This window comes from Crocosphaera sp. XPORK-15E (assembly GCF_034931425.1).
GTDB lineage: Bacteria > Cyanobacteriota > Cyanobacteriia > Cyanobacteriales > Microcystaceae > UHCC-0190.
This window is the reverse complement of the sequence record NZ_JAYGHQ010000020.1, coordinates 21535-42463: the sequence shown is the minus strand read 5'-3', so window position 1 is coordinate 42463 and position 20929 is coordinate 21535. Positions and strand designations below refer to the sequence as shown.

21 protein-coding genes and 1 tRNA gene are annotated in these 20929 nt (G+C 37.4%); 11 read left to right on the top strand and 11 right to left on the bottom strand.

Going from position 1 to position 20929, the window contains the following annotated elements:
• Nucleotides 1-12: 12 nt before the first annotated feature.
• Complete coding sequence (locus tag VB691_RS20880) at nucleotides 13-1152, bottom strand: PP2C family protein-serine/threonine phosphatase (RefSeq protein ID WP_323293457.1); 1140 nt, start codon at nucleotides 1150-1152, stop codon at nucleotides 13-15.
• 194 nt (nucleotides 1153-1346) lie between these two features.
• Between VB691_RS20880 and VB691_RS20875 the strand changes: the two genes are divergently transcribed.
• From VB691_RS20875 to VB691_RS20830, 10 genes are all read left to right on the top strand, one after another.
• A complete protein-coding gene (locus VB691_RS20875; protein WP_323293456.1) occupies nucleotides 1347-1775 on the top strand; it encodes an ATP-binding protein in 429 nt (142 codons plus the stop codon).
• Nucleotides 1776-1798: 23 nt separating this feature from the next.
• Nucleotides 1799-2623, top strand: a complete 825-nt coding sequence (locus VB691_RS20870; RefSeq protein ID WP_323293455.1) for a sulfurtransferase — start codon at nucleotides 1799-1801, stop codon at nucleotides 2621-2623.
• 147 nt (nucleotides 2624-2770) lie between these two features.
• Nucleotides 2771-3307 (top strand): NYN domain-containing protein, encoded by a 537-nt coding sequence (locus VB691_RS20865; RefSeq protein ID WP_323293454.1) that lies wholly within the window; start codon nucleotides 2771-2773, stop codon nucleotides 3305-3307.
• 164 nt (nucleotides 3308-3471) lie between these two features.
• Nucleotides 3472-4536, top strand: coding sequence for an NAD-dependent epimerase/dehydratase family protein (locus VB691_RS20860; protein ID WP_323293498.1), 1065 nt, complete (start codon nucleotides 3472-3474; stop codon nucleotides 4534-4536).
• A gap of 100 nt (nucleotides 4537-4636) precedes the next feature.
• A complete protein-coding gene (locus tag VB691_RS20855) occupies nucleotides 4637-5935 on the top strand; it encodes a glycosyltransferase (protein WP_323293453.1) in 1299 nt (432 codons plus the stop codon).
• A gap of 38 nt (nucleotides 5936-5973) precedes the next feature.
• A complete protein-coding gene (locus tag VB691_RS20850; protein ID WP_323293452.1) occupies nucleotides 5974-6654 on the top strand; it encodes a class I SAM-dependent methyltransferase in 681 nt (226 codons plus the stop codon).
• Between the two features lie 105 nt (nucleotides 6655-6759).
• Nucleotides 6760-8616: a hypothetical protein gene (locus tag VB691_RS20845; RefSeq protein WP_323293451.1), complete on the top strand. Its 1857-nt coding sequence runs from the start codon at nucleotides 6760-6762 to the stop codon at nucleotides 8614-8616.
• 27 nt (nucleotides 8617-8643) lie between these two features.
• Entirely contained in the window at nucleotides 8644-9708 is a 1065-nt protein-coding gene (locus VB691_RS20840) for an NAD-dependent epimerase/dehydratase family protein (protein ID WP_323293450.1), read from the top strand.
• 46 nt (nucleotides 9709-9754) lie between these two features.
• Nucleotides 9755-11941 (top strand): hypothetical protein, encoded by a 2187-nt coding sequence (locus VB691_RS20835; RefSeq protein WP_323293449.1) that lies wholly within the window; start codon nucleotides 9755-9757, stop codon nucleotides 11939-11941.
• A 201-nt stretch (nucleotides 11942-12142) separates the two neighbouring features.
• Nucleotides 12143-12313, top strand: a complete 171-nt coding sequence (locus VB691_RS20830; protein ID WP_323293448.1) for a hypothetical protein — start codon at nucleotides 12143-12145, stop codon at nucleotides 12311-12313.
• Nucleotides 12314-12323: 10 nt separating this feature from the next.
• On the opposite strand, the gene VB691_RS20825 is transcribed toward VB691_RS20830, so the two are convergent.
• The 4 genes from VB691_RS20825 to VB691_RS20810 all read right to left on the bottom strand — a co-directional run bounded on the left by VB691_RS20825 (nucleotide 12324) and on the right by VB691_RS20810 (nucleotide 15101).
• Nucleotides 12324-12782, bottom strand: a complete 459-nt coding sequence (locus VB691_RS20825; protein WP_323293497.1) for a VOC family protein — start codon at nucleotides 12780-12782, stop codon at nucleotides 12324-12326.
• A gap of 165 nt (nucleotides 12783-12947) precedes the next feature.
• Nucleotides 12948-13385: a pentapeptide repeat-containing protein gene (locus VB691_RS20820; protein WP_323293447.1), complete on the bottom strand. Its 438-nt coding sequence runs from the start codon at nucleotides 13383-13385 to the stop codon at nucleotides 12948-12950.
• Nucleotides 13386-13524: 139 nt separating this feature from the next.
• Nucleotides 13525-14638 (bottom strand): peptide chain release factor 2 gene (prfB, locus tag VB691_RS20815; protein WP_323293446.1). Its coding sequence is split into 2 segments (ribosomal slippage): nucleotides 13525-14565 and nucleotides 14567-14638, totalling 1113 coding nucleotides; the frame shifts between segments, so codons are not numbered across the junction.
• A 112-nt stretch (nucleotides 14639-14750) separates the two neighbouring features.
• On the bottom strand, nucleotides 14751-15101 hold the full coding sequence (locus VB691_RS20810; protein WP_323293445.1) for a YbaB/EbfC family nucleoid-associated protein: 351 nt from the start codon (nucleotides 15099-15101) through the stop codon (nucleotides 14751-14753).
• A 240-nt stretch (nucleotides 15102-15341) separates the two neighbouring features.
• Between VB691_RS20810 and psaK the strand changes: the two genes are divergently transcribed.
• Nucleotides 15342-15608 (top strand): photosystem I reaction center subunit PsaK, encoded by a 267-nt coding sequence (gene psaK / locus VB691_RS20805; RefSeq protein ID WP_323293444.1) that lies wholly within the window; start codon nucleotides 15342-15344, stop codon nucleotides 15606-15608.
• A 235-nt stretch (nucleotides 15609-15843) separates the two neighbouring features.
• Here the strand turns inward: psaK and VB691_RS20800 are convergent.
• The 6 genes from VB691_RS20800 to VB691_RS20775 all read right to left on the bottom strand — a co-directional run bounded on the left by VB691_RS20800 (nucleotide 15844) and on the right by VB691_RS20775 (nucleotide 20880).
• A tRNA-Glu gene (locus VB691_RS20800) sits at nucleotides 15844-15916 on the bottom strand.
• An 89-nt stretch (nucleotides 15917-16005) separates the two neighbouring features.
• Nucleotides 16006-16539 (bottom strand): NYN domain-containing protein, encoded by a 534-nt coding sequence (locus tag VB691_RS20795; RefSeq protein WP_323293443.1) that lies wholly within the window; start codon nucleotides 16537-16539, stop codon nucleotides 16006-16008.
• Between the two features lie 74 nt (nucleotides 16540-16613).
• A complete protein-coding gene (locus tag VB691_RS20790) occupies nucleotides 16614-17285 on the bottom strand; it encodes an energy-coupling factor ABC transporter ATP-binding protein (protein ID WP_323293442.1) in 672 nt (223 codons plus the stop codon).
• A 50-nt stretch (nucleotides 17286-17335) separates the two neighbouring features.
• Nucleotides 17336-18865 (bottom strand): serine/threonine-protein kinase, encoded by a 1530-nt coding sequence (locus tag VB691_RS20785; protein WP_323293441.1) that lies wholly within the window; start codon nucleotides 18863-18865, stop codon nucleotides 17336-17338.
• A 74-nt stretch (nucleotides 18866-18939) separates the two neighbouring features.
• Nucleotides 18940-19383: a hypothetical protein gene (locus tag VB691_RS20780; RefSeq protein ID WP_323293440.1), complete on the bottom strand. Its 444-nt coding sequence runs from the start codon at nucleotides 19381-19383 to the stop codon at nucleotides 18940-18942.
• Nucleotides 19384-19737: 354 nt separating this feature from the next.
• A complete protein-coding gene (locus VB691_RS20775) occupies nucleotides 19738-20880 on the bottom strand; it encodes an anhydro-N-acetylmuramic acid kinase (RefSeq protein ID WP_323293439.1) in 1143 nt (380 codons plus the stop codon).
• Between the last annotated feature and the right edge of the window lie 49 nt (nucleotides 20881-20929).

The following is a 20929-nucleotide window of genomic DNA, read 5'->3' as shown; positions in this document are numbered from 1 at the left end:
TTTCGCACTCGATTAAGTAAAATCAACTTCAATAATAGAGAGATCATCATCAAACTGATCTTGAATATTATGGCGTTTTAGAGACTGAATAAGTGTTTCTAAATCTCTTGGGGATTGACTTTGATAACTTTTGAGAATGTCAGTAAATTTTTTTAACCCTAAAAGGGTTTTATCTTCTTGTTCAATTTCATAAATTCCATCACTAAAAATATAAAGAGTTGAGAGAATATTCAGGGTTAAGTTTTCATTAACATAATTAGCATCAGGAAACATTCCTATAGGAAATCCAGGGGTTTTAAGATGATGTTCAATGAAACCTTCTGCGGGATCTTCCGTCAGTAAAATAGCAGGGGGATGGCCCGCACTAGCATAAACAAGATGACGTTTTTTACGATGATAAACCCCATACCAGATCGTGAAATATTTATCATTGCGATAAGTCATCTGAAAAGCCTGGTTTAAGCCATTTAAAACCTCATTAGGACGATGATAATTAACCCGATTTAATCCCCTCGAACGCAGTAAATTAATCACGGATAAGGCAGGTAAAGCCGCCCTCAGTCCATGGCCAGACACATCTAAAAGATAAATCGCTAAATGATTATCATCTAACCAAAAATAATCAAACCCATCTCCCCCTAATTGACTCGAAGGAATAAAACGGGCCTTAATTTGTAGGGATTTTTCTTGCAGAGGTTCCGGTAAAATTGAGCTAACATATTCCGCCGCTTCCGCTAATTCTGTCTCTAAAAGTTGTTTTTGTTCCTTTAAATCTTGACTTAATTGATGAAGTCGTAAACCCGCCCTTACCCTGGCAATTAACTCATTCATCTCAATGGGTTTACAGAGAAAATCATCCGCCCCCGCATCCAACCCTTTAACCCGATCTTCTACCGATCCTAAAGAGGTAAGCAAAATAAAAAAAGTAGTCGCTAAAGCAGGAATACTCTTAATCTGACTACAAACCTCTAAACCACTGATTCCTGGCATCACCCAATCACAGATAATCAGAGCCGGATGTAATTCCCGTGCTTTGATTAATCCCTCTTCCCCAAGGCTGGCACAAGTTACATCATAACCACTCCGCTTTAAAGTACGTTCGAGGAGCAAGCGAATGGCGTGATCATCATCAATCAGGAGGATTTGAGTCATATCTCTCTGTTAAGGAGTTGAGGAGGGAAATCAACAGGCCAGGTTAAGCGGACTAAAAACAGGGTAAAACAAAATTGGATAATTACAAGCGATCTTAGAACAATCCAGGTAAACTAGAGCTAGTAAATGGATCAAGGAAATTTATCCTTAGTCTAACCATTTCAACCTTAGTTGATTGTAGAGGCTTTGAATCATTGAGCGTCCTCAAACAGATTTCGTTCAAAGTAGAAAGTGACCTAAAAGCATTAGACGAAGTTTTAGGTTACTTTGACCAGATCAATCAACCCTGGATTCCCAAAAAGGATTGGTTGCAATGCCAGCTGGCGTTAGCAGAAGGCTTTACTAATGCTGTACGCCATGCTCATAAAGATCTTCCGGCCGATATTTCTGTCGAAATCGAGATCAAACTTACCTCAAACAGTTTAGAAATGCGGATTTGGGATTCAGGGCCATCCTTTGATTTACAAGGGTTTCTCCAAGCTAATGACCGTTCCGAAAATCGTCTTGCTGGTCATGGCCAGGGTCTTCCTATCTTACAAAAAATTGCTGCCCAATTGAGTTATGCTCGCACTGATGATCAGAGGAATTGTTTGTTAATTGTGAAAAACTTTTCCCCGACCTAACCTCATCAGCCTAAAATACTAATATGTCTAAACTTGATTCTGTTGTTTCGGGGGAATGGTTAGCAAGCCAACTTACCAATTCTAATCTCGTTATAGTTGATTGTCGCTTCCGCTTAGGAAACCTCGACTGGGGATATGAACAATATCTGACCCGTCACATCCAGGGAGCTTATTATTTAAACTTAGATTCCGATTTATCCTCTCCCGTGACCCAACATGGGGGCCGTCATCCTCTCCCCGATCTCTCCCTTTTTGCCGAAAAATTAGGAGCTATGGGGATTACTTTGGGGGAAACCTTAGTGGTGGCTTATGATGATCTACGTTTGGCCTTTGCTGCCCGTTTTTGGTGGTTATTGCGTTATTTAGGTCACGAGCAGGTCGCTGTCCTGGATGGGGGTTGGAATGCCTGGGAAAACCAGGGTTATCCTACCAGTAACACTATTCCAGAAGCTAAATTAGGTCAATTTGCGCCACAACCTCGTCATGATTGGATTGTCGATCTTGAAGGGGTTAAACACCGTAAAATTCAACCTCAGACTCGGTTGATCGATTCACGGGATGGCGATCGCTATCGCGGGGAAATTGAACCTATTGATCCGATCGCGGGCCATATTCCTGGGGCGATTAATTCTCCCTGGAAACAGGTGACAGACGAACAGGGGTATATTTTACCTGTGACAGCACAACGGGAGTTATGGGAGAATTGCTCAATAGAGGATGAAATCATTGTTTATTGTGGTTCCGGTGTCACTGCTTGCGTTAATCTCTTATCAATGGAATTAGCGGGAATTCAGGGGGCTAAGTTGTATCCTGGGGGATGGAGTGACTGGTGTTCTTACCTTGTCTAAATTCTGTCTCTATAATTACCCAAATCCCATTTATCTCACAAATTGGTAAACTTTTAAGGTAAAATTTTAGTTAAGTAACCTAACTAAATTAGACTATTAAGCTACTAATCTATCCCTTTATTTCTATTTATACTAGGTCTTAATTTTATGGATGCTACGAATAATTGTCTTTGCAAGAAAGATCGTCTTTCTATATTTGTTGATGGCAATAATATGTTTTATGCTCAACAAAAAAATGGTTGGTTTTTTGATCCCAGACGAGTTCTTGACTATTTTACCAATGATCCCCATGTTTCTCTCATTAATGCGTTTTGGTATACTGGATTAAAAGATTCTCAAGATCAACGGGGGTTTCGAGATGCTTTAATTAGTTTGGGATATACTGTCAGAACAAAAATTCTTAAAGAATATTATGATGATACCTCTGGAAGATATTCCCAAAAAGCGAATCTTGATATTGAAATTGTTGTAGATATGTTTAATACAGTTGAACAATATGATCGGGTGATTTTGTTTAGTGGAGATGGAGACTTTGAGAGGGCAATTGAATTATTACGCTCAAAAAATACCCATATTACTGTTGTTTCAACTGAAGGTATGATTGCTAGAGAATTGAGAAATGCAACGGATCGTTATATTGACTTAAATGGTATCAAAGATAGTATTGAGAAACAAGACTACTGACTGACTGATTATTATGGAATACCCTCACTCTAAATTGTAACACAAAACGTAGTACAAAAAGATGGGATGATTAAGGATTGGGACTTGTCTGTTTGCCGAATCATGGTATATGATGCAGAAAACTTAAGGATTTACTTAACGATTTGCTGAGTCAAACACAAGCTATGGAAATAATTTTAGTAACTGGATCGGCAGGACTTATCGGTTCTGAGTCAGTCAGATTTTTCTGTGATCGAGGTTATACAGTTGTTGGCATTGACAACAATATGCGTCGTGTCTTTTTTGGGGAAGATGCCTCAACTGACTGGAACCGCATTCGTCTTATGGAAGAATATGGCGATCGCTATATTCACTATGGGGCTGATATCCGCGATCAAAATGCGATCGCCGAAATTTTTAGGACTTACGGAACAGATATCAGTCTCATTATCCATACTGCTGCTCAACCTTCCCATGACTGGGCAGCTAAAGACCCATATATGGATTTTACTGTTAATGCTAATGGAACGTTAGTGTTATTAGAAAATACTCGTCAAATCTGTCCAGAAGCAGTCTTTATTTTCTGTTCAACTAATAAAGTGTATGGAGATACTCCCAATTATCTGCCCCTAATTGAACAAGAATTCCGTTGGGAAATTGAAGCCAATCATGCTTATTATCAGGGAATTGATGAATCCATGAGTATCGATCAATCCAAACATTCTTTATTCGGTGCTTCTAAAGTGGCGGCGGATGTCTTAGTTCAAGAATATGGGCGTTATTTTGACCTAAAAACAGCCGCCTTTCGTGGAGGATGTTTAACAGGGCCAAGTCATTCAGGAACAAAACTACATGGGTTTTTATCCTACCTGATGAAATGTACGATGACAGGGGATAAATATCAAGTGTTTGGCTATAAAGGTAAACAAGTTCGAGACAATATTCACAGTTTCGACTTAGTGAATGCCTTTTATCATTTTTACCAAGCACCAAGAGTTGGGGAAGTTTACAACATCGGGGGCAGTCGTTACAGCAATTGTTCTATGTTGGAAGCAATTCAAGATTGTGAAGCCATTACTGATAAAAAATTAGATTTTGATTACGTCGAAACTAATCGTATTGGGGATCACATTTGGTGGATTAGTGATGTCAGTAAGTTCAAAAAACATTATCCTAACTGGGAGCTTACTTATGCAGTTCAAGATATTTTGAAAGAAATATTTACTAACAATGTCAATCGCTGGAATTAATTAATCGATAATTAGGAGGTTTCAGGAGATTATCCGTTTATGATTTTCTTGTTTTTTAGCATGAATTTAATGAAAAATAAAATATTAAGAATTTATCCAGATGTTTAAACAAGCAGTTCAAGGCAAAATAGTCAAATTTTTCTTAGGAGGAAGTCTCTCGGCTTTTCTCAATATCATTTTAATGATAGTTTTAATTGAAAGATTAGGATTTGACTCTCCTACCCTTAGAAACATCGCCAATATTATTTCGATGGAAATTTCCTTGATAGCAGGGTTTTTTATTTATCGTCTCTTAGTATGGACAGGAGGATCTTGGAATTTACACGATGTTCTGTTAAAACAACTTCCCCTCTATCATATTTCCGCTACTGCTGCTATATTGAGTCGCATTCTGATAGTTTTTCCTATACTTGATTGGCTTAAAGTAAACTATGTTATTAATACTTTAATCGGTGTTTTAGTTAGTTTTACTTTCAATTATGTCATTAGCGATCGCTTAATTTTTCGTTATCCTTCATCCCTGGGCAAAAAGGCGGGAATAGACAACATTAATTATCCTGAAGGATTAAGTCCGGTCTTATCAAATTATTCGAGAAGTCCCTCTACTAATTCTCCGGGTTCCTCTCAACCAATCGGTAAATTTTCTATTGTCATTCCTGCCTACAATGAGGAAGGATGTATTGTTTCGACCGTGACTTTGATTTCTCAAACCTTAGAAAAAGTTGGAATTTCCTACGAGATTTTAGTGGTTAATGATAATAGTCGAGATCGTACAGAAGAATTATTACAACAATTAAATGCTCAAAATCCCAAAGTTCGCTATATTAATAACTACTATCCCAATGGGTTTGGCTTTGCGGTTAGATGTGGGTTAGAAAACTTTAGTGGAGATGCGGTAGCAATTGTTATGGCGGATAATTCAGATTCTCCAGAAAACATGATAGACTATTACCAAAAACTGCAAGAAGGCTATGATTGTGTTTTTGGATCTCGCTTTATCAAGGGGGGAAAAGTCGTTGATTATCCTATCCATAAATTAATTGTTAATCGTTTAGCAAACTGGTTTGTTCAAGTCCTTTTTGGCCTTCCTTTAAACGATACAACCAATGCTTTTAAAGCTTATCGTAAAGAAGTTATTGAAGGAATTTCTCCTTTACTTTCTCATCACTTTAACTTAACCGTAGAAATTCCCTTAAAAGCAATTACGAGGGGATATTATTATTGTATTATTCCCATTACATGGCGAAATCGAACTACTGGGGTTTCTAAGTTAAAACTCAAAGAAATGGGAAGTCGTTATCTTTTCATTGTATTATCTATATTGTTAGAAAAACATTTATCAAGAGGAGATTATGTAAAAAAGCAAACACCACTTGTAGGTCAATCGAAAAACAACTAAACTAAGCTCATAAATTAAGAAAAAGGAACATTTACATCATGGGAATGAAACAACAAGAATACTTGCAAAAACTTTATGCTAATCGATTTGATCCGACCCAAAGAAAAGCCAAAATATTATTATGGAAAACCTTGATTAAGGATTTTTTACAGAAGTATGTAGATCCTCATTCTGTGACTCTAGATATTGGTGGAGGATATTGTGAATTTATCAATAATATCAAATCAAAAGACAAATATTTAATTGATTTAAACCCCGACGCTAAACTTTATGCAGATCCAGATGTTTCCGTCCTTAATCTGAATGTTTTGGAGCTTTCGGATCAAGAAAAGATTGACACTAAGTTTGACATAATTTTTATTTCCAACTTTTTTGAACATCTTGCTAATAAGGAAGAACTAATTGAAATTTTAGGGTTTTGTTTTGAGATTCTTAAACCAGGAGGCTCTCTATTAGTGATTCAACCTAACTTTGCCTATTCCTATCGGGAATACTATGATTTTATTGATCATCAATTGCCGATTACTCATTTGTCTCTTAAAGAGTTATTAGAAACCATTGGCTATAAAATTGATGTTTTATTACCTAAATTTTTGCCATTTTCAACTAAAGGTAGGCCTTCATCGCCACTGTTGCTAAGTCTCTATCTTAAGATACCCATTGCTTGGCATTTTTTAGGAGGACAAATGTTTATTAAAGCTGTCAAATCTAGATTATAACTAAACAGGGAATGATAGGGCTTTTAGATTTTACTTTCAAGCAGGGAATATGACATGATAAAAATCTTTTTTGAGAATACAGAAAAATTCAAGGATGCTTCAATTATGGTAGATGATTTAATTTCACCAGTTTTGAAATTTTATATATCTACTTATGCTTGTCTTATTGCATGGGGATTTTTACTAAGTACAAACAATAGTTTGGATAATAGATTTTTGTGGTGGGTTGGATGGTTATTAATACTAACCATTTTTAGTTTGATATTCCTTGTCCCCATAGCCAATTCTACAATATTACAAATCTTCAAAACTAATTTCACAAATCATCAATGGTTGCAATTAAATATTAGAGCAAAAATATTAGTCATAACAACAGTAATAGTCATAGCTATTAATCTGTTATGTGCTATTACTTTATACTCACACAACTGGGATAGCATGACATATCATCTGGCTAGAGTAATGTATTTTATACAGCATAAAAATACATCTATTTTCGATACAAATTTTGACTGGCAAGTTCTTCATCCAGTTTATAGCTCTTATCTAAATATAGCATTTTTAATGCTATTTAATGAAGAAAGAAGTATGACTTTGGTGCAATATTTTGGAGGTCTTTTTGCCGCTCTATCTGTCATGGGAATTTCTCTATTAATTAGTGGAAGAATGATTGCTTCTTTTTTATCGGGATGTGTGTTCCTAATTTTAACTAATGTTAATTTACAAATGACCACAACTCAAAATGATCTTTTGATGACAAGTTTTTTGGGCTGTTCTATATATTTCTTACTTTTATGGATAAGAGATAGAAAATTAATATTTGCTCTTTATAGCTGCTTAAGTTTTGTTATTACTTTAGGAATAAAAGCCAACGCTTTTCTTTATTTTTTTCCACTGCTTATATTATTACTGTCATATCTATATTTAAGTGGTTCTATTCGGAAAATATATCATTTGTTTTTAATCTTTCCTTTGATGATAGCAGTATTTTTTACTTCGGGATATTACCAAAATTTAATACATTTTGGAAGTGCTTTAGGTCCAGTAGAGGCTGTTAATACAGTTTCCTTGCAAAACTTACCATTCAACAGTATTCTTAAAATTGGTTTGGAAAATTTAGTTCGTTTTAGTTCTAAATTTTTATCTTTAGATGGATTGCCACCCATAAAACCTTTAAATACAATAAATATGGGAATGCAAACATTATTGATTTATCCGTTTCAAATGATTGGAATAGATGTATATAACAAAGAATTGGTAAGAGTTCCATTTAACATTAATGATCCTGCTGCACATGAAGATCTTTCCTATGGGGGGTTGCTTGGATTTTCAATTCTTTGGCCCTTAGTTTTTATAACTCTTTTTAATAAGAAACTTAGAGCATTTTTGCCCCTATCATTAGGTGCGATTTTTTTTCTGCTCTCTCAATCTTTTGCTACTTTATACGATCCCTGGAGAGGAAGAGCTTTTATTGCCTGTGCCATTTTTATGGTTCCTATAAGTACAATAATTTGGCAAGATAATCACAAGAATAAAATACTTAGCTTCCTCTTAACATTATTGATAATCATATCTTCATTTTCTGCTCTGACAACTTTGACTTTCCGTCAAAATCGACATTTAGTACCCGACAAAAGCATTCCATCAATTTTGAGTATGGATAGAATTGAGCAATTGACTACAAATAGAAAAAATTTAACTGAACCTTTAAAGAGGGTTACTAATTGGATTGATCAATACCCAAGTCTTAAACTTTACACAATTCTTCATCGCAGTTTTTTTGTATATCCCTTGTTCAGGGGTAACGAAGTTATTCCTCTCAACGGATTTATGTCAGGTTTTCAACCAGGTAAGTTGAACTCTATAAAAAGAGGTATCTTGCTCTACAGTAGTGACATATATAGCAATTATCAGATAGGAGATATTGAATTTGGTGAAAATCTTTTTGGCAGAGTGATATAAAATTAAATTTAATTACAGGTTAATTCAATGACTAGAAAAGTTCTTATTACGGGTGGTGCAGGATTTGTCGGTAGCGGTTTAGGACTAGGACTTACCAAACTTTATCCTGACTGGAAAATTACTGCATTAGATAATCTCAAGCGTCGCGGTTCAGAACTCAATATTCCTCGTTTAACTCAAGCAGGAATTGAATTTATTCATGGAGATATTAGAAATCCAGAAGACCTTGACCCCCAACTCTTAAAACCAGATTTAATTATAGAATGTTCTGCTGAACCCTCGGTTTTAGCGGGCTATAATTCCCCTGGCTATTTATTACAAACTAATTTGGTCGGAACGATTAACTGCTTAGAACTCGCCCGACAGACTCAAGCAGATTTTATCTTCCTCTCCACCAGTCGCGTTTATCCCATTGCTTATCTAAATACCTTAAATTTTGAAGAACAAGCAACTCGCTTTCAACTCTTAGAAGAACAGTCCATAACAGGTGCATCAAAGGAAGGAATTGCCGAAGAATTTCCCCTAAATAAAGCCCGTTCTCTCTACGGTACAACTAAATTGGCTTCAGAGTTACTAATTGCGGAATATGCCGATGCCTATGGACTGAGAACCTTAATTAATCGCTGTGGTGTCCTCACTGGCCCTTGGCAAATGGGTAAGGTTGATCAGGGGGTTTTTGCCTTGTGGGTTGCTCGCCATTACTTCCGCAAATCCTTAAAATATATTGGTCACGGAGGCACAGGAAAGCAAATTCGAGACTTTCTTCATGTTTATGATTTATTAGATTTGATTGATATTCAAATTCAGAATTTAGACCAGTTAAAAGGTGAAACGTTTAATGTGGGAGGTGGACTAGAAAACACTATTTCCCTCTATGAAATGACTCAGCTTTGTCAACAAATTACTGGAAATCAGATTGAAATTACAGGGGTTGCCGAAACCCGTCCAGGAGATGTTCCCATTTTTGTGACAGATTCCCGTAAAATCAGAAAGGTAACTGGATGGCAACCAAGAAGAAATGCAGAGAAAACATTAACAGATATTTATCAATGGATTATCGAGTATGAAAAAGAACTGAAAGGTATTTTCTAATCATTCTTTGCTACAATATTGAGTTTAAAATTCAAGGTTATTACTAATGGAAATAAATTTATTGGATAAGCGAAAAAAAATCATTACATATATCTTGTTTATATGTCTAGAAATATATTTTTTCCTAGTTTTTTTACCCTTACCTGAATCGATACGTCTAGGGTTAGATCCCTCCTGGCAATATGCTATTAGTCAAGCTGCTGAAGATGGACTAATTTGGGGAAAAGATATTGTTTTTACCTATGGGCCTTTTGGTTATTTAATCGATGGAGTAGCTTTAGAAAATAATGTTATATTCATCACAGCTTTTCGCTTAATAGTTCATTTGGCTTTATTTATTACATTCACTATTAAAATTATCAGTTTAGATAGTTTGAGTAATAAGGTTTGGTTAACTTCTGGTTTTTTCTTAGCTTTTTGGCTGGGAAGAGGACTGGGAACAGATTACAAAATTTTATTTATTTTATTATTGATTTTATCCTTTGATAATATATTACAAAAACATCTTAGATGGGTGGCTTTAACTCTTGGTGCATTATCAGGATTTTGCCTACTTACTAAGTTTAGTCTTGGAATTGTTACGTTAGGTTCTCTTACTCTTTTTCTTTTAGGGAATATCTATCAATCTCTTAAGTCTAATACAGAAATAAAGAGAAGTATTTTTGCTTTACTTGATGCTTTATTTGCTGCTATTTCTGTGGCGTTTATCCTATTATATCCATCTTCTTTTTTCGGTAGGTTTGGTCAAATTATCTTTTTCCTGGTTTGTTCAGGAGGAGCGGCAATATTACTAATTTTGGGTCAGAAAAAAAATAGGAATATCTCATTATTTTTACAAAATAACCTAACTACTGAGATAAAACCAATAAGTTGGATTGTGTTTTATATTGTTTATGGCATTTTACTATTTAGCAATATTCTCCACTCCGATCCTTCTCTAATAGATTACTCCAAAACGTCTTTACAAATTTCATCAGGTTTTTCCAGTGCGATGAGTCTTTACGTGCCTCGCTTCACTTTTCATATTACTTTACATACTGCTTTATTAGGATATTTTTTATCATTATTTATTTTAATTTTACTGGCGAAAGAAGGTTCACTAAGTTTCGCTTTGGCTGTATTTTTTAGCTTATTTATCTCTTTTAAACATGGATTTATTCGTCAAGATGGTCATGTTTTCTATTTTAGTACAGTGACACTATTCGTTATTCCATTATGTCTAACGAAAATAAAAACAATTAGGATAAAACAATATGTTTCTTTATTCTTTATTTATATATTAGTGATGGCTCTAGTCTTTAATATTTTTGTTAGAGTAAGAAACGTTAAGGATATTTCTGTTGGTAATGTAGCTCTTCCAATTTTCCAAAGACTAGCTCCATCATACGCTATTAATAATTTATCATCTTTGTTGAATTTTAATGATTTCTCCTCTAATTTAATTGAAGTCAGTAAGAATAATTTACAAGGGGTTAAATTATCTGAAAATGTTACTAATTTAGTTAAAAATAAAAGTGTAGATATTATTCCTTGGGAAATCTCTTTAGTCCCTGCTAATAATTTGAATTGGAAACCAAGACCGATATTTCAGTCTTATTCAGCTTATACCGAAAAACTCGATAACATCAACTTTGAAAGTTTTTCCAAAGAACCAAGAGACTATATTTTTTATAGCTTTTTGGCTATTGATGGGAGACATCCTTTTTTTGACGAACCAAAAACTTTTTCTTATGTTTTTTGTAACTATAAACCTTCTTCCCAAATATCAGATTTTGTCAATACTCCTCAACTTTCAAATATTATCTTATTAGAAAAGAGTGAAAATAGATGTTTCCTTGATGCTCCAAATTCAGATAAAAATATATCACTTCCTTGGAATACTTTTCTATCTTTAGATGCTGCTAATAACGTGATTATCAAGGCTAACGTTGATATTAAATATTCCCTATTAGGTAAGTTAATAAAATCTATTTTTAGAGTCCCCCCCGTGACGATAGTTATTACACATAAAGATGGTTCCACACAACAATACCGTATTATTCCAGAAAATTCTAATAATGGGGTTATCGTTAGTCATTTACCCAGAAAGAAAAATCATCAGGAAGTCTTGTCTTTCTTCAAGGGTGAATTATTACCACAAGTTGATTCTTTTAGCTTCCAAAATCGAAACTCTCTTTTATATAAACCAACAATAAATATCACTTTATCTTCTGTATATGTTGAACAAGAATAAACAGAGAGTAGTTGTAAATATCTGGTAAAAAATCAACTTAGTTAAGATTTCAAAGCTTTATTATCTCCTGTACATCTTAAGATCACTACATATTTATCACTATGGAGAGAATTAAGATCATTTAACAAGATTTTTTTTCAGGAATCAATGTTTTGTGCAATGAAGAATAGTCATAGGGACTCGCTACGGAGGAGTAAGGTAATGAAGACGAAGACATCTCAATTAACAATTGCTCAATGCTTACAAGGGGCGATCGGACTGACAGTTGCTTTAATGTTACTCCAGAGTTTATCCCTGTCTTCTCCTTATGTTCAACCACACTCATGGTTCTCAACTAAGCAATCACAGACAAGTTTAATCCATTTTCGCTGATAAATTGTCATTAATTCGGATCGCAACGAATTTCTAATAAAAACCCGTCAGGATCATAAAAATAAATTCCCCTTCCAGTCGGACGAGTTACAGGGCCATGATCAATTATTACCTGATTATTTGTTAATACTTCCACTGCTTGATCAAATAACTCAGGAGCAATATCAAAGGCCAAATGATTCGCACGGGTAAATTGTTGCTTGGGATCAGCATTTGGGGGTGAGAGATCCGGTTCCCAAAATAAATCTAAAACTGTGCCATCAGGGGTTACAAAATTAGCAACTTTTCCCTCCGCAACTAAGGTTTTTAAGGTGCTAGGTATTTCATCTCCTGTTAACTCATGAAGTCCTAATATTTTACCGTAAAAGTGACAAGAAATCGCCATGTCTTTGACATTTAATGCGATATGATGGAATTGTCTTAAATTGCCGATCGCCAGTCCTTGAGTGACTAGAGGTTGATTAATCATCATGGTTTGCCTAAAAACTCCTATCCTTTCTATCATAAACAAATCCCCCAAATTTTGGATCTGGGGGTATTATAATTAGTCATGATCAATATGGAGAAGTCAAGGTGAAGTCAGAAGTCGTAGGGGCTTAATAATATTAAGCCCCTACAAAAGTCAGAAGTTTGTTTATTCTGTTTCTCCCCCAATACTAATCTTTGTATTAAAAATTTGTGCCTCATCTAAAATTAGAGAGATCATTGATGCACCCGTCACATCAACATCATAAACCATTGCTTTTGTTAAGTTAACACTGTTAAGATTACTCTCATTAAGACTGGCATTAGTGACTAAAGCTGCGGTTAAATCTGCTCCTTCTAAATTTGCTCCTGTCAGGTCTGCTCCTTCTAGGTTAGCATCTCTTAAGTTTGCCCCTCTTAGATTAGCATCTCTTAAGTCTGCACCAATTAAATGAGCAGCCGTAAGATCGGCCCCTGATAAGTCACATCCTTGGCAATATCTAGTGGATAATAATTGTTCAATATGATCCGGGTTTGCTGCTTTGACTTGACTGGTAAATAAGCAAGATGTCAGTAGTCCTAAAATTGCAATAATTGGGCGTTTCATAAAGTATCTCCACCAGACTAATTTTAGTTTAAACCTTTACTAAGGATAGACGTGATCTTTTAAGAATTTGTTCCCATTTTATGATTCTAACAAATAAGTTAAATAAATCAGCCTTCTCTCCAGAGAAGCATAGAAAAGCTTAGCTATCGACTGAAGTTATATAACGTAAATAAGCCTCAACAAACTGATCTAAATTACCATCCATGACCCCATTAATATCAGTTGTTTCCACATTAGTTCGCAAATCTTTTACCATTTGATAAGGATGAAAAACATAATTACGAATTTGCATCCCCCAAGCTGCTTCTACAATATCCCCCCGAATTTCAGCAATTTCTTGGGCCCTTTGTTCTTGAGCAATTACTAATAATTTAGCTTTCAACAAAGTCAGGGCTTTTTCTTTATTTTGGAGTTGAGAACGTTCTTGAGTACAACGCACCGCCAGTCCCGTTGGTAAATGAACCACCCGCACAGCAGTTTCAACTTTATTAACGTTTTGTCCTCCTTTTCCCCCGGAGCGAGAAGTGCTAATATCTAAGTCTTTTTCAGGAATATCAACCTTAACATCTCCTTCTTCTAAAGCTGGCATAATTTCTACTCCAGCAAAGCTCGTTTGACGTTTGCCATTAGCATTAAAAGGCGAAATTCTTACCAGTCTATGGGTTCCTTTTTCTCCCTTTAAATAACCAAAAGCATAACGGCCTTCTATTTCTAAAGTAACTGACTTAATACCTGCCTCATCTCCTTCAGAAATCTCAGCTAAATGCACCTTATACCCCTGTTTTTCTGCCCAACGAGTGTACATCCTTAATAGCATCTCTGCCCAGTCTTGAGCATCTGTCCCACCGGCCCCCGCATTAATAGTTAAAACCGCACCTTTAGCATCATAAATGCCCGATAATAACCGTTGTAATTCCCAACGATCTAAATTGTGGTTTAGTTGAATAATATTATTCTGTGCTTCTTCACGTAAGGTCAGATCATCATCTAATTCTAATAATTCAACGATCGCTTTGGTATCTTCTAACTGACTGCTCCACTTTTGATATTGTTCTAAAGTTGATTTAAAATCATTGAGATCCTGTAGGGTAGTTTGGGCGGTTTCAGGACTATCCCAAAACTCCGGTTGAGCCGCTACATTTTCTAAGTCTTGAATTCTGGACTGAAGTGCGGGCAAGTCAAAGATAGTCCTGGGTTTTCCCCAGGCGTAAACCGACAATGTAAATTTCTCGTTTTAATTCTGTTGTCTCCATATACCTCTAAACTACTATGAGGAAATACTTCTATTCTATACGCTATTCAACTTGTAGGGGTCAACGGTTGTTGACCCCTCCTGAATACCTTTCCTGACTGTTACTAATTAGCTTACATCCCAGGCAAATTTAAGCCACTGGTAAGGGCTTCCATCTTTTCTCTCATGGTTTCAGTGGACTTAGCATAAGCATCTTTCATGGCTGCTGTCACTAATTCAGATAAGGCTTGAGGCCCTTTTTCCATAGCATCTGGGGCAATTTCTACTCCACGAGGTTCTTGGTTGCCGCTCATAACTACTTTAACTAACCCATCTTCGCTCATGCCTTCAATATTCATTTGCTCCAATTCTTCTTGAAGTTGTTGCGCTCCAGCCTGAACTTGCTGGGCCTTCTGAAATGCCTCTTGAAGTTCTTTTATTTTACCTAATCCGAACCCAAATCCTTTACCTTTTTCTTGTGTCATATTCCTTCAATCTTATTAATTTCAATAACGATCAGTCAATGGCAGTCCCTGATGAGACTGGGTTCGTTGACGACAATCAACTCCTTTGTCACATTAGCATCTTTTGGCTAATCCTGACTCAACTAGCGGCAAGATAATGATTCAATTCATTAAGTATTGCAACAGCATCACTGAGAATGGGGGGTCAACCTTTTAAGATTAAAAATTTAACGTCCTAATATCTAAGGAGAAACGTCTTTTATGTATTCTATGCTTGTTTTAGCGGCTGCTACTGTCCCCACTACCATTGAATGGAGTCCGAAAGTAGCATTGATCATGATCCTGTGTAATATCGTGGCCATTGTTTTTGGGAAACTCACCATTGCTAAACCCAGCGAAGGCCCTGGTTTACCTTCTCCTAATATGTTCGGCGGTATGGGCCTTGGTGCTTTACTGGGAACCACTAGCTTTGGTCATATTCTAGGGGCTGGTGTTATTTTAGGTTTGGCTAGTTCAGGCGCCCTCTAATTCTCTGGCCCTCGTTCTAGATGTGGCGACTGATGGAAGTTAGCCCTTGGCGGTTAAAATCAGCAGTCGCCCAGTATTTTTTCTGAGATATCATTACAATTTGTTTTAGACCCGATACAGCCCTTTCTCTGGGTTAGTCTTTCAAAGAGGTCATCAGAAAAATGGGTAGGAACCCCGTCCCTTTTAGGGCGGGGTTCCTAAAACTTAATACTCTTATTTATTTTGGAAGGATGAGTACCCCCAAGGGAAGTCGAATCCCTGTCGCCTCCGTGAAAGGGAGGTGTCCTAGGCCACTAGACGATGGGGGCTTATATTTTTCAGACCTTTATAACTATAACAAAACTTTTTTGCGGTGTCAATAGGGCCTCGGAAAATTTTTGAAAATGCTCCTTGAACCCTATCGCCAACGGGCTAAGCGTTCTTGGGACTTGGCATCTAGACAGTTGAACAAAAAACGCCCTTGACTGCGCTGACTGTTGCGTTGTTTGCGTTTGACTTGGGAGACAGAAGCTTGAATGTCACTGGACAAGACTTGGGCGGACATCAATTCTGCCCCATAACCCACCACTGTTAACTGTTGATCTCGATCGGATGTGGCTACAATGAGACGAGGAGGCGCAACAGTTTTACCATGAAAAAAAGACGCGCAGACCTTTTCGATGTAGGTGTCAGCCGTCTGTGTCCAAGCGGTAAAATAGATGGATAAGTGGGAAGAATGGTGTTCGAGAGAGCAAGGAGTCCTTTGGTATTGAGAGTCAAAGACAACTTGGGTTTTGTAACCTTTCTCGGCAGTGTAGTTGATCAGGGCTTCCACTAATTCACGCCGCGCTTGTTCTAGTCCGTGGCGATCGCGGGTGGTTTTGAGGGAACACCAAGCACCAATTATGTTATAGCCATCGACCAATAGTAAAGGATAGTGGTGAGAAGACATTGTTCTTGAGAGTGACCATAAATTGTTAACATTTTTAATCCAAACATTTTCTGATCCTAACAAAAAATTTACGCTTATGGGGAAGTTTTCGCTAACAATCTAGCTTTAAGTTGTTGGGGATCACCTTGGGCGACGACTTGGCCCCCTTCTAGTAAAAATGCCCCATCACAGTAGTTTAATTCTTCTAAACGGTGTGTCACCCATAAAGCTGTAATGCCCCGACTTTTGACTAAATTTTGCACTTGAATTACTAATTCTCCTTGGGTATCGGGGTCAAGGAGGGCCGTGGGTTCATCCAAAAGTAAAACAGAACAATGACGAGCGATCGCTCCCGCGATGGCAATGCGTTGTTTTTGTCCCCCACTAAGGGCATAAATAGGCCGTCTTTCCAATTCTAAGAGATTCACCGCGCTTAGGGCTTCTCGGACGCGATAACGTACTTCTAGGGGGGGTAAATTTTCCGAGACTAACCCAAAAGCAATATCAGCACCCACGGTGGGCATCACTAACTGGCGATCGGGGTTTTGGAAAACAAAGCCCACAGGGGGAGTCATGGCAATAGTACCGCTTTGGGGGATCAGCAGGTTAGTGAGGAGTCTGAGTAAAGTCGATTTCCCACTGCCATTAGTGCCTAAGAGCATCCAAAATTCTCCTTCAGGGACAGCCAGAGAACAGGATTTAAGTACAGGGGCATTTTCATGCCAGCTAAAGCTTATATTTTGGACATTGATGGCAAAATTAGTCATTCTTTTAATTTAGCGTAATTATATTCTGGAGTGGACAGCCCAAAAAATAGCTAAAATTTAGAGGCAGTACGGGACGTTGTATAAGCCGCTTTCAGCTTATTAAGAATGCTTGGCTTAAGCTTCTCAAACTCCTGTTTTAACATTCGTTTGGTGATTTGGGGTTTGCCACCTCGTAGCAGTTGACTTTTATCAGCCCATTCCTGGAGGTTTTGGCGTTGGTTAGGGGCGATAGTCGTGGTCAAAACGTGCTGACAGCGTTCCCCCTTTTCCAAGGCAAAGAATAAAATCCAATAAGAGCCTGATTCTCCTAATAATCGGGCAAATCTTTGGCCCGATGAGGTTTTTAAATCTAGATAACAGGGAAGCCATCTAGGGCCATATTCACGGTGATAGAGAACCGTAATCCAGAGAATCATGGGATGAGGGCTGGTAATAAAGACAAATTGATTGTAACGAATACTCGACATTCGGTTAGCAATATCTTCTTCATTCAACATCACCCAGAGACTAGCAAAGTTTCCTCCGTCAGCCCGTATGACATGGGGAAAGACAATTTTTTGTTGCGGTTTGTCCTCTGGCCAGGTCATTTTTAAGCAGATATCATCTACCTTTGGTACAGTTTTTTTGCTGGCAGGTTTATCAGCAACTATGGTTGAGGTGGCCACCAAGGTTTCTTGTTGAGATTCCGGTTCACTGGGTGCTAGTTTTTCTAACCCTTGTAATACTTCTGTAGCGGTTTGAGGGCGATCATCGGGGGCTTTAGAAAGACATTTAAAAATGAGACTTTCTAACCCAGGGGGTAGACTAAGTTTAGACGGAATGGGTTTTGGTTTTGCGTAGTGATGGGCTTCATACCAACCCCCAAAGGAAGAATTTTCGGGAAAAATGGGCATTTCTCCGGTAATCATTTCATACATCATCACGCCCAAACTATAGATATCTGACCGACTATCGAGTTCTTTTCCTTCAATTTGTTCAGGGGAGCAATAGGCCAGGGTTCCCATAAATGACTGAGTTTGAGCTTCTCCTGATTGTACTAATTTCGCAATACCAAAATCGAGAATTTTGACTAATTCCCCTAAAGCTGGATCATAAATGACGAGAATGTTACTCGGTTTAATATCACGGTGAATGATAGGACACATTTCCCCTTCAAACATAATGCCTTTGTGGGCGCATTCTAGTCCAAAACACATTTGCCGCGTTATTTTTAAAAATCGGGATAGAGATAGAGGGCGAAACTTAATAACTTCGCTGAGACTTTCCCCATTCAGAAATTCCATCACATAAAAAGGGATTTCTTTTTCATCTACCCCATAATCTCGTACTCGAACAATATGATTACTTTTTTCCCCTAATAAGGCAGAAATGGTCGCCTCTCGCTCAAAACGTTCCCGCATTCGATTGTTTAGCAAAGCTTGGGACAAGAATTTTACAGCGACGGTGACACCACCAAGTAATTTATCTTCAGCGCGATATACTTGACCCATAGCACCACTACCGACAAGATCGATCAGTTGATAGCGGTTAGCCAACAAACGGCGGTGATGAGCTTCTTTCATGGTAACTGGGGGACTCATAATGGTTCACCAAGGATTCGGTAGAGTGATTAATCAGGGCTTAGAAAAAAGGGTGCTGTTCAGAGAAAACCAGGTTAAGGTTGACGTTCTAGGACTGCTTCCATGGTACTGGTGAGGTAATGACCAGCCAGGATGCCACTGGAGAAGTGATAAGTATTATTATTGAGGCGGTAGAAGGTTTCAAAGCCGCTACGTCGTTGGCGATCGCCTAAAACCCAATAGCGTTGAATAATCGACTCAGGGCCGATCCATCCTTCTCCTTCTACTTTTCCGAGTAAGCTTTGCTGAAGAACATAGGTGTACTGGCGTTCCTCCCCATCTAAGCGACCCCGGTACTGAAAGGATATTTCAGGGCGATCGCTGCCTGGAAACACCAGTTTTGTGACCATGGTGAACCAATTATCCTGACTCCAGGCCACAATACTCCTACCTTTGACGGGTAGGGGCAGTTCATTGCGTTCTAACCAATTTCCCTCAATTGTCCAACGTCCACTTTCCATTAAAAAGCTATGGGCCAAAATACCACTCCTTAATCTCCTAACAAATTTGATTTACATCCTCTGGGGACAGGGTAACTCTCAGGTTTCTCTACTTTAGATTTCCCTAAAATCACAGAAAACTAACAGTTTATTAAAATTGATTTTTTCAACAGGGCTTAATGGTATTAAGCCCCGACAAAGGGCGTTGCTGCCTTAGTCCCATATTGTAGGGGTTTAACACTGTTAAACCCTTGAACATTAATCTTTAACTGAGATCTTGCATTTAACTTAAAAACCCCGATTTTTTACCAAATAGTAAGGAAGTCATGCTTGGTTTGCTGTCTTTTAAAATCGGGGTTGTGTGATTTTTAAATCATGGTGCAATATCTCAATTTAAAGAGGAAGATGAATTTCTCCCAGTAACATTGCTTGTTTTGCCCCTGTCACTTTCGGTAAATTCCCCGTTATACCACTGAACCGCCAATAGGCTAAAACAGCAAAGGCGATCGCTTCTTTAAAATCACTGTTCATGCTAACTTCATCAGTGGTTTTGACTGTGGTTGAGTCGGGACAATGATATTGAATCCTCTCTTTTAAGTATAGGTTACGACTGCCTCCGCCACACAATAATAGTTCATTGATGGGTTGTGGAATAAATTGATGATAACTATCAGTAATTGAAGCAGCCGTAAAATCGGTAATGGTGGCTAAAAAGTCGGTTTCTGATAATTGTTTTGTTTGGGCATCTTGCCAACATTTTTCTAAATAGTCTGGCCCAAATAATTCCCTTCCGGTAGATTTGGGGGGTCTTTGTTTAAAGAATTCCTGGCCTAACCATTGTTTAATTAATCCTTGATGGGGGGTTCCTTGGGCGGCCCATTCGCCATTTTTGTCGTAGGTTTTTTGACCCTTGGTTAATTTTTGAATGGTAAGATCAATTAAAACATTACCGGGCCCTGTATCCCAACCAATAATATTAGTTTCCCAGTCTTTTTCTTGATGAGGTGGTAAATAAGTAACGTTACCAATACCGCCAATATTTTGCACACAACGATGATATTTTGGATGACTTAATACATAAGCATCTATTTTTGAGACTAAGGGCGCACCTTGTCCCCCGGCTGCTATATCTGCTACCCTAAAATTATTTACTGTGGTAATTCCTGTTAAATTAGCAATGATTTCTCCTCTACCAATTTGTAAACTGTAGCCTAATTTTTCTTGGGTTGGTGGACGATGAAAGATTGTTTGTCCGTGGGAACCTATTAATTGTGCGGGAGGATTATTTGCTTTGATTTTGTTAACTGCTTCGACAAAAGAGAAGGCGATCGCATCATCTAATAGGGCTAATTCTTCCATTGATAGAGGTTTTCCTCCACAGACTTCTAAGATTTGATTTCTGATTTTTTCGGGATAAAAATGAGTAATTCCTGATAAAAATTTTATGTTTAAATCGAGTTCTTTACCTGTAATTTCTACGAAAGCAGCATCAATTCCATCTACAGATGTGCCACTCATTAAACCAATACAATACATAAATTCATGTCTCCTATCATAATTGAAATCAATAAACAACAAAAATTTT

Coding starts and splice junctions, on each gene's coding strand:
- VB691_RS20880 (WP_323293457.1), bottom strand. CDS start 1,152: ATGACTCAAATCCTCCTGATTGATGATGATCACGCCATTCGCTTGCTC.
- VB691_RS20870 (WP_323293455.1), top strand. CDS start 1,799: ATGTCTAAACTTGATTCTGTTGTTTCGGGGGAATGGTTAGCAAGCCAA.
- VB691_RS20865 (WP_323293454.1), top strand. CDS start 2,771: ATGGATGCTACGAATAATTGTCTTTGCAAGAAAGATCGTCTTTCTATA.
- VB691_RS20860 (WP_323293498.1), top strand. CDS start 3,472: ATGGAAATAATTTTAGTAACTGGATCGGCAGGACTTATCGGTTCTGAG.
- VB691_RS20855 (WP_323293453.1), top strand. CDS start 4,637: ATGTTTAAACAAGCAGTTCAAGGCAAAATAGTCAAATTTTTCTTAGGA.
- VB691_RS20850 (WP_323293452.1), top strand. CDS start 5,974: ATGGGAATGAAACAACAAGAATACTTGCAAAAACTTTATGCTAATCGA.
- VB691_RS20845 (WP_323293451.1), top strand. CDS start 6,760: ATGGTAGATGATTTAATTTCACCAGTTTTGAAATTTTATATATCTACT.
- VB691_RS20840 (WP_323293450.1), top strand. CDS start 8,644: ATGACTAGAAAAGTTCTTATTACGGGTGGTGCAGGATTTGTCGGTAGC.
- VB691_RS20835 (WP_323293449.1), top strand. CDS start 9,755: ATGGAAATAAATTTATTGGATAAGCGAAAAAAAATCATTACATATATC.
- VB691_RS20830 (WP_323293448.1), top strand. CDS start 12,143: ATGAAGACGAAGACATCTCAATTAACAATTGCTCAATGCTTACAAGGG.
- VB691_RS20825 (WP_323293497.1), bottom strand. CDS start 12,782: ATGATTAATCAACCTCTAGTCACTCAAGGACTGGCGATCGGCAATTTA.
- VB691_RS20820 (WP_323293447.1), bottom strand. CDS start 13,385: ATGAAACGCCCAATTATTGCAATTTTAGGACTACTGACATCTTGCTTA.
- VB691_RS20810 (WP_323293445.1), bottom strand. CDS start 15,101: ATGACACAAGAAAAAGGTAAAGGATTTGGGTTCGGATTAGGTAAAATA.
- psaK (WP_323293444.1), top strand. CDS start 15,342: ATGTATTCTATGCTTGTTTTAGCGGCTGCTACTGTCCCCACTACCATT.
- VB691_RS20795 (WP_323293443.1), bottom strand. CDS start 16,539: ATGTCTTCTCACCACTATCCTTTACTATTGGTCGATGGCTATAACATA.
- VB691_RS20790 (WP_323293442.1), bottom strand. CDS start 17,285: ATGACTAATTTTGCCATCAATGTCCAAAATATAAGCTTTAGCTGGCAT.
- VB691_RS20785 (WP_323293441.1), bottom strand. CDS start 18,865: ATGAGTCCCCCAGTTACCATGAAAGAAGCTCATCACCGCCGTTTGTTG.
- VB691_RS20775 (WP_323293439.1), bottom strand. CDS start 20,880: ATGTATTGTATTGGTTTAATGAGTGGCACATCTGTAGATGGAATTGAT.